The sequence below is a fragment of the Pseudoalteromonas caenipelagi genome (genome assembly GCF_013140855.1).
Taxonomy (GTDB): domain Bacteria; phylum Pseudomonadota; class Gammaproteobacteria; order Enterobacterales; family Alteromonadaceae; genus Pseudoalteromonas; species Pseudoalteromonas caenipelagi.
This window is the reverse complement of the sequence record NZ_JABBPG010000031.1, coordinates 1-652: the sequence shown is the minus strand read 5'-3', so window position 1 is coordinate 652 and position 652 is coordinate 1. Positions and strand designations below refer to the sequence as shown.

The window sequence follows — 652 nt, the reverse complement described above, 5'->3', positions numbered from 1 at the left end:
CTTGATTGCGCGTTGCTAATACGTTGCGTCACACGGCCTAGATTATCGTAGTTAATCCAAGTCACTTGACCATTGGCATCTTTTTGCCACTTTAGCTGCCCCAATGCATTGTAACGATATTCCCACGTGCCCTTATCTGGGTCGATGGTCTTTATTTTATTACCTAACGCATCGTACTCCATCTTCACTTGGTTAACTGCACTATCCGTCGTATAAAGTAACTGGCCGTATGCGTCATATCTGTAAATAATGGTACTTGATGTTGCTTGCTCGCCACCACCTTTGTTATCTGTGATACCAAGCAATTCACCCGCCACATTATACGCTTTGCTTTTCTTAATCGTGGTTGCACCATCACTATGAGTTTGTATCACCGAAAAATAAGAATAACGAGTACTCACTTGCAACGTACTGCCGTTAAAGCTCGGGGAGGTGGTTTCAAGTACTCGACCTAGAATGTCAAAGGTACTAGTTTGCCATTCATCTGCACTTGGCGCTCTATCACTGTCTAGTGCAATAGAGGTGCGATAAGCACGGCCATATTGGTCATACTCAGTCTTCACTACAGACTGTTGGTTGTTATAGCCTGTGTTGATTTGCTTTATGGCCCGACCCGCACGGTCATAGTAAGTCTTACTTGGTTGAGCGCCTG

1 protein-coding gene is annotated in these 652 nt (G+C 44.6%); it reads right to left on the bottom strand.

Going from position 1 to position 652, the window contains the following annotated elements; all coding sequences use genetic code 11:
* The coding region (locus tag HG263_RS22140) for an RHS repeat protein (protein WP_171628236.1) at positions 1 to 652 on the bottom strand (652 nt) is incomplete at both ends.